The organism is Cetobacterium sp. (assembly GCF_048470075.1).
Taxonomy (GTDB): domain Bacteria; phylum Fusobacteriota; class Fusobacteriia; order Fusobacteriales; family Fusobacteriaceae; genus Cetobacterium_A.
In genome coordinates this window covers 1-8,054 of the sequence record NZ_DBGBQB010000230.1, presented here as the reverse complement: position 1 = coordinate 8,054, position 8,054 = coordinate 1, and the positions used below count along the sequence as shown (strand labels likewise).

Sequence of the window (8,054 nt, the reverse complement as noted above, 5' to 3'; positions counted from 1 at the left end):
TTTAAAAGGTATATAAGGGATTAATCAAATTACAGAATTAATAAATCGACTTTAAAAATATGTTTAGAGATTTTATAATTTAAATACAAATTTGTAGTAATTAAAATAAAATTATTAATTTTAAGTTATCTTATGAGGAGGAAATATGAAAAACATTTACACAATTGAAAAAAAAGAGATTTTGTTGGAAGATTTTATTAATGTTACTAGAAGAGGTTATAAAGTTATGATTTCAGAGGATGTCTACAAGGCTGTTGAAAAGGCTAGAGAGTTAGTTGAAAGATATGTTAAAGATCAAAAAGTTTGTTATGGAATAACAACTGGCTTTGGAAAGTTTTCTGATCAAGTTATATCTGAAGATGAAACTGAAACTCTTCAAAAGAATCTTATAATGAGTCATTCGTGTGGAGTTGGAAATCCTCTATCTATTGAGTATGTTCGTGGAATTATGCTATTACGTGTTATAAATCTTTGTAAAGGACATTCTGGAGTTAGAAAAATAACTTTAGATACTTTGGTTGAAATGATTAATAAGAATGTGACTCCGTATATTCCAGAGAAAGGTTCTTTAGGAGCATCTGGAGATTTAGCACCCCTTTCTCATATGGTCTTAGTTATGCTAGGGTTGGGAAAAGCTTATTATAATGGTGAACTTCTTTCTGGAAAAGAAGCTATGGAGAAGGCGGATGTTAAAGTTTTAGAGTCTCTTTCATCAAAGGAAGGATTAGCTCTTATAAATGGAACACAAGTTATGACATCTATTGGTGCCCATGTTACATATGATGCTCTAAATTTGATGAAACATCTTGATTTAGCTGGAGCTTTAAGCATGGAAGCATTAAATGGTATTATTTGTGCTTTTGATAAAAAAGTTCATAAAGTTAGACCTCACGCTGGACAGATAACAACAGCTGAAAATATGAGAAAGATTTTAAAAGGAAGTAAGTGTATAACAAAGCAAGGGGAGCTAAGAACCCAAGATCCTTACTCTTTAAGATGTATACCACAAATTCATGGAGCAAGTAAAGATGCTTTTAATTTTATAAAAACAAAAGTTGAAATAGAGATGAATGCAGTTACTGATAACCCAATCATATTTGTAGAAGAGGATGAGGTTATTTCTGGTGGAAACTTCCATGGGCAGCCGATGGCATTGCCATTTGATTTTTTAGGCATAGCTCTTTCAGAAATGGCTAACATATCTGAAAGAAGAATTGAAAGATTAGTTAATCCTCAATTAAATAATGGATTACCTGCATTTTTAGTGGAAAAAGGTGGAGTTAACTCTGGATTTATGATTGTTCAATATAGTGCTGCTTCATTGGTTTCAGAAAATAAAGTATTGGCTCATCCTGCATCTGTTGATTCTATTCCCTCTTCAGCTAATCAAGAGGATCATGTATCAATGGGAACAATAGCAGCTAGAAAAGCTGGTGAAATTTTAGGAAATGCTAGAAAAGTTATAGCAATGGAGATTCTATGTGCTTGTCAAGCAATAGATTTAAAAAAATCGAGCTCTCTACTTGGTTTAGGAACGAAAGAGGCCTATAAGATCGTTAGAGAAAAAGTAAGTTATTATAGTGAGGATAGAGTTATGTACTCTGATATAGATGCTGTTGAAGAGATAGTAAAAAATAACTCAATAATTGATTCATTGGAAAGAGCCCAGCAACATATAAAAAATTAGTTTAGGAGGTATCTATGAGTAAATTTGAAGATGAATCACTTATTTTAAAGGAAAATAGATCTCCGGGTATAGCTAATAAAATTTTAGATTTATTTGAAAAAATAGGAAATAAGCTCCCTGATTCTGTTACAATTTTTGTTATACTATGTTTTTTAATTTTAATAATTTCATATTTTTGTAATAAGTTTAACGTTACGGCAATTCATCCGATAACTAAAGAATCTATAACTGTTAATAATTTGTTGAGCAAAGAAAATTTAAAACAGATTTTAGTTGAAATGATCAATGTTTTTCAAACTTATCCACCACTAGGAGTAGTTTTAGTTGCTATGATTGGAATTGGTGTTGCTGATAAAAGTGGTCTATTAGAAACACTACTAAATATAGTGATGGTCAAAGTTCCCAAAGGAGTAGTCTACTATGCAGTTGTTATTATGGGTTTGATTTTTACAGGAATTGGAGATGCGGGATTTGTTGTTTTACCCCCTTTGGCAGCTTTAATATTTTTAAAACTTAATAAAAACCCAATTATAGGGATACTTTTAGCATATGCAGGGGCAGCTATTGGATTTTGCTCTGGATTATTTGTAAGTTTAAATGATATTTTAATAACTTCTTTTACAATTCCAGCGGCTCAAACTTTGGATCCATCTTTTATGAGAAGTCCAGCGATGACTATATTTTTTAATATGTTAAATGCTTGTTTTCAAATGTTTATAATAACTTTAGTTACAAAAAAATTTATAGAGCCACGATTTCCATTTGATGAAGATTTAATAAAAGATGATGGTGATGAAATAGGAGATTTAGAGAAAAAAGGACTAAAATATGCTGGATATTCATTAATAGTATACTTCTTAATTATAATCTCTTTAACTCTTGGAAAAACATCTTTTTTAAGAGATGCCAATGGGTCATTAGTATCTGTTAAATCCCCATTTATGGGTGGATTAATTATAATTATGATGCTTGCCTTTATGATTCCAGGGATAATATTTGGAAAAATAACAAATAAAATTAAAAATGATAAGGATATTGTTAAGATGGTGGGGCAGAGTTTAGGAGAGATGGGTGGATATATTTTTATAGTTTTTGTGGCTGCACAATTTCTTAATCTTTTTGGAAAAAGCAATCTAGGTATTGTTTTGGCTATAAAAGGTGCCGAAAAACTTAGTCAAACCTCATTATCGGGTATACCACTAATGGTAATGTTCATATTTTTAGTAGGGTTTATAAACCTATTTATAGGAAGTGCATCGGCTAAATGGGCAATATTGTCACCTATCTTTATTCCAATGTTTATGTTATTGGACTATGATCCATCATTGACACAAATAGCCTATAGAATAGGGGATTCTTCAACAAATATGATATCACCGTTATTTCCATACTTACCTTTGATTTTGGCAGTTTGTAAAAAATATGATAAAAATTTTGGAATAGGAACTCTTGTTGCCAATATGATTCCCTATGCTATTACCACTTTATTTGGTAGTATATCACTTTTGATTATATTTATAGTGTTTGAACTATCTTTAGGAATATAAAATAATATTTGGAGGTAAATAATGATACATAAGATAGATGCTCTTGCTAAAAAAAATTTAGAAAAAATGAGAGCTATAAGAAGAGAGCTACATCAGTATCCAGAACTTGGATTTCAAGAGTTTAAAACGGCTCAGCTAATAAAAAAAGAACTTGATGTTTTGGGTATTCCATATCAAAGTGAAATTGCCAAAACTGGAATTGTTGCATTAATTAAAGGAAATAAGCCGGGTAAAACAGTTTTACTGAGAGCTGATATGGATGCACTCCCAATTAATGAAGAAACAGAGAGTGAGTACAAATCTCTAATCCCTGGGGTTATGCATGCTTGTGGTCATGATGGACATGTGGCAGGTCTACTTGGGGCTGCTATGATTTTAAATGAACTTAAAGATAATATATCAGGAAATATAAAATTAGTTTTTCAGCCTGCTGAAGAGGGACCAGGTGGAGCTAAACCTATGATAGATGAAGGAATATTAGAGAATCCAAAAGTTGATGCGGCATATGCATGTCACTTATGGCCTAATTATCCCGCAGGGAAGATACTATTTAAAGATGGAAATTTAATGGCTCATCCAACTGGATTTGATATAGAGATCAATGGTGTTGGAGGTCATGGTTCTACTCCAGAAAAGACTGTGGATCCCGTTATAATAGGGTGTCAAGCAGTTATAAATTTTCAAAATATTGTAAGTAGAAATATATCTGCAATGCAGCCAGCAGTCTTATCCTGTTGTAGTATCAAAGCTGGAGAGGCTGGGAATGTAATTCCTGATAAATTAACCATTAAGGGAACAATTAGAACATTTGATGAAAATCTTACAACAGATATTTTAAATAAAATGGATAATATATTAAAGGGACTTTGTGGCGCTTATGGAGCAAGTTATAACTTTATTATTGAAAGAATGTACCCAACACTAAAAAACGATTCCAATTTATTTAATTTTACTAAATCCTCATTAGCTAATGTGGTAGGAGAGGAAAATGTAATTTTAATGAGTGAACCGCTTATGGGCTCTGAAGATTTTTCATATATATCAAATGAAGTTCCAAGTAATTTTTTCTTTATAGGAACAAAAGAAAATCAAGAGGATATTGAAACTCTTTTACATCATCCACGTTTAAAATGGGATGATAAAAATTTAGAGATCAGTTCTAAAGCTTTAGCTCAAGTGGCATATGATTATTTGGAAACTTTTAAGTAATTAAAAAAGAGGAAAAGTATTTTTCCTCTTTTTATTTTATATAGTATATTTAAGCATTTTTATTTATGGATATTTTACTCTCTTTAACAAATAAAGTTAAGATAAAAGTTATTAAAGCTGGTAAAATCCATGGGAATCCAGCCTTAGCTAATGGAATAAAATCTAAATTTATTTTTAAAGTTTCAGCTATACTTACAATCAGTGTTATTGTAACCACTGCTTTAAATACAATGTGACTTTTAACACCTAGAATATTTAATAAAATTAAAACTATAGTAACAGGATAAAGTATCACTAGAACTGGAATAGATAGACCGATTATATAGTCTAATCCAGCAACAGAAAGTATAGTTGAAAAAACACAGATACCAAAAGCAATTTTTTTATAAGAGATTTTTGTTAGCTTTGAAAACCACTCACTAGCAAGTGCAACTAAACCTACAGAAGTTGTTAAACAAGCAGCGGCAACACAGATACCAAAAGCTATTTTCCCAACATTTCCTAGAGTTAATTGAGCTAAAGTCAGTGTTGTTTGAGCAGTAGTAAGTCCTTTAATACTACTGATTTGTGCTCCTAAATATATTAAACTCAAGTATATAAATCCAAGACCTATAGCGGCAATAAATCCAGCATTACTTAGAAAAGATTTTTGCTCATTAGTATCAGTTACTCCTTTTCCTTCAAGTCCTCTAATAATAATAACTCCAAATAGAACAGATGCTAAAGCATCCATTGTTTGATATCCACTAACGAATCCATAAGAGAAAGGATTTCCGTTTATAACAGAATCAACTGGAGTTCCAAGATCGCTTGTTATTCCAAGAATAGTTATTAAAGAAAGAATAGTAAGAATAATAGGAGTTAAAAACTTTCCTAAAATATCAGTTATACTTGACTCATTTAAAACTAGAAATAAAGTTATTCCAAAGAAAACAACAGATGTCACGATAGCGATGACTGTTGGATTTGAATTGGGGAATAAAGGTAGAACTCCCATTTCAAAAGTTGTTGATCCTGTTCTAGGAATAGCAAACAGTGGACCAATAACCAATATTAATATAGTTGAATAAATTGTGTTAAATCTATTAGAAACTTTATTTGCAAACTCATCTAAGCTCCCAACCTTTGTAAATGCAAGGATTCCAAGTAAAGGTAAACCGATACCAGTTAGGAAAAATCCTAGGCCAGCTTGAAACCACTCTTTTCCTACTGCTACTCCAACAGAAGGGGGAAATAATAGATTTCCAGCACCAAAAAACATAGAAAATAAAGCGAAACCTAAAATTAAAATTTCTTTCTTTTTGTTCATTATAACCTCCAAAATTTTAGTATTGTTGTAATAAAAAAATGTGTGTGTTTAAATAATTAGAAAAATTGTACCAAAAAATAGAAAAAAAAGCAAGGAAAAAATATTGAAAAAAGAGTATGGTTGTACTTAAAAATAAGTACAAAGAACAAAAAACATCCCCCTTAAACTAGAAATCCCTTTATAAATAAAGGGTTTGTTTTCCAAAAATACGAACAAAAAAATAAAAAAATTGTTATCTACTCATAAAAAAAAATAAATGCTAGGATAACTATAGAAAATACAGGAACAGAAGGAGGAGCTAAAATGGAATTATTAAAATCTATAATAGACGGAACAAATATGATTTTATGGGAGAAAAATATACTTGTTATTATGCTGATAGGAATGGCATTATATGCAAGTTATAAGACAAAATTTATGCAGATTAGACTGTTTGGTGAAGTGGTAAAAACACTGAAAGGCGAAAGAGTAGATGGTGAAAAAATGAGCTCATTAGAGGCTTTTTATCTGGGAACAGCATGTAGAGTTGGAGCTGGAAATATAGCGGGAGTTGTAGCTGCAATATCCATAGGTGGACCTGGAGCATTATTTTGGATGTGGATAGTTGCTCTTTTGGGAGCTTCAACAGCATTTATAGAGTCTGTTCTATCAGTTATCCATAGAGAAAAAGACCAAAATGGAAACTATAGAGGAGGAACTCCTTGGATTATAAAGAATAGATTAAAAAAGAGATGGCTTGGAGTTGTCTATGCCGTGGCATCTATTATATGTTATATAGGGGTTATCCAAGTTATGGCAAACTCAATTACAGAGTCAGTTGTTGGAGCATATAAGATCAATCCAACAATAATTTCTATAGGTTTAGCAGTGTTAGTTGCAATAACTATTTTTGGAAAGGGAAGAAAAGATACTATTGTAACAGCTTTAAATAAGATTGTGCCAATGATGGCTTTTATGTATTTAGCAGTTGTATTATATGTACTTTTAATAAATATAACACAGATTCCAACTGTGTTCGGAAAGATATTTTCAGCCGCTTTTGGAATAAATCAATTTGCTGGAGGAGCTCTTGGTGGTATTATAATGCAAGGAGTTAGAAGAGGATTGTTTTCAAATGAAGCTGGAAGTGGAAATGGAAACTATGCTGCAGCCTTAGCAGATGTAGATGAGCCAGTTAAGCAGGGTATGGTTCAATCATTAAGTGTATTTGTGGATACATTGGTGATATGTAGCGCCACAGCTTTTGTGGTACTTTTAGCAGATAGTGAAGCTTTAAATGGATTGAGTGGAATGGTTTTATTTCAGGAATCTTTAAAGACTCATATAGGATGGATTGGAATACCTTTCACAGTAATAATATTATTTTTCTTTTCATTTAGTACTATATTGGGTGTTACATTCTATGGTAAAAATGCCCTTCAATTTATCAGTAATAACTCAAAGTTAAATATAGTTTATCAAGTTATTGTAGTTTGGATGGTATATGTAGGTGGAGTTGAGCAAAACTATTTTGTATGGTCATTAGCTGATTTTGGATTGGGACTTATGACAGTGATAAACATAGTAACAATTGCGCCATTAATAAATGAGAGTATTGTCTACTTGGAAAAATATGAGCAAAAATTAAAAGGATGTGTTAAAATAAACCCATAAATTATAGAAGATTATGGGGGAATTAGACTATGAAAAAAGTGAGAGTTACAGTTTCAGAAGATATCTGGAGGCTTTTAAAAAAGGATTCAGAAGAATTTGGAATAAATAACAATAAGTTGTGTAATTTTATTTTAGATAAATTTAAGTATACTAAAAAATTTGACATAGATAAATTTATAGAACCTCAGGGAAGGCCTTTAAAAAAAGTTATACAATTTGATCTCAATGTAGCTAATAAAAGTATCTATTATGACATATTAAGAGCGAATGATGTGGATGTAGAAGCTGAATTTTTTAGAGAGTTATTTGAAGTATATTCATCACAGTTTAAGTACCAAAGAGAGATATTTATATTCCAAGATACATATAAAGTAGTTTTGGATGCCATAAAAAATAAGGTAAAAATACGGGTACTCTATATGGAGGAAAGTTTCACAATATCACCATATTTTATAAAAAGAGAGGATCAAGGGGATGAAAACTTCATATTTGCCTATGATGATGAGCATAAAATATATAGAAGTATAAAATTAAAGGATGTTACAATACTAGGGATTCTGAATGAAAAGATTCAAGTTAGAGATAAAAAATATATTGAAAATATGAGGAAAAATTTTGATCCTTTTTTAGGAGAGAGATTGTTGATAAA

Annotated in this window: 6 protein-coding genes; 5 read left to right on the top strand and 1 reads right to left on the bottom strand. The window is 30.9% G+C overall.

The genetic code is table 11. From position 1 onward, the window contains the following. The first annotated feature begins 145 nt into the window (after nt 1-145). Genes hutH through ACMOUI_RS08140 form a run of 3 tightly spaced genes read left to right on the top strand, consistent with a single transcriptional unit; the run spans nt 146 to nt 4,443 of the window. Nucleotides 146-1,687 (top strand): histidine ammonia-lyase, encoded by a 1,542-nt coding sequence (hutH, locus tag ACMOUI_RS08150; RefSeq protein ID WP_418965231.1) that lies wholly within the window; start codon nt 146-148, stop codon nt 1,685-1,687. Between the two features lie 14 nt (nt 1,688-1,701). After that, nucleotides 1,702-3,234, top strand: a complete 1,533-nt coding sequence (locus ACMOUI_RS08145) for an AbgT family transporter (protein WP_418965230.1) — start codon at nt 1,702-1,704, stop codon at nt 3,232-3,234. Nucleotides 3,235-3,255: 21 nt separating this feature from the next. Next, on the top strand, nt 3,256-4,443 hold the full coding sequence (locus tag ACMOUI_RS08140) for a M20 metallopeptidase family protein (protein WP_418965229.1): 1,188 nt from the start codon (nt 3,256-3,258) through the stop codon (nt 4,441-4,443). 49 nt (nt 4,444-4,492) lie between these two features. Here ACMOUI_RS08140 and brnQ read toward each other — a convergent pair whose 3' ends face one another. Further along, nucleotides 4,493-5,752, bottom strand: a complete 1,260-nt coding sequence (brnQ, locus tag ACMOUI_RS08135) for a branched-chain amino acid transport system II carrier protein (protein WP_418965228.1) — start codon at nt 5,750-5,752, stop codon at nt 4,493-4,495. A gap of 303 nt (nt 5,753-6,055) precedes the next feature. Here brnQ and ACMOUI_RS08130 point away from each other — a divergent pair, with 303 nt between their 5' ends. Further along, a complete protein-coding gene (locus ACMOUI_RS08130; RefSeq protein ID WP_418965227.1) occupies nt 6,056-7,405 on the top strand; it encodes an alanine/glycine:cation symporter family protein in 1,350 nt (449 codons plus the stop codon). Between the two features lie 29 nt (nt 7,406-7,434). Next, nucleotides 7,435-8,054, top strand: a 620-nt coding sequence (locus tag ACMOUI_RS08125; protein ID WP_418965226.1) for a WYL domain-containing protein, incomplete at its 3' end; no start/stop codon positions are given.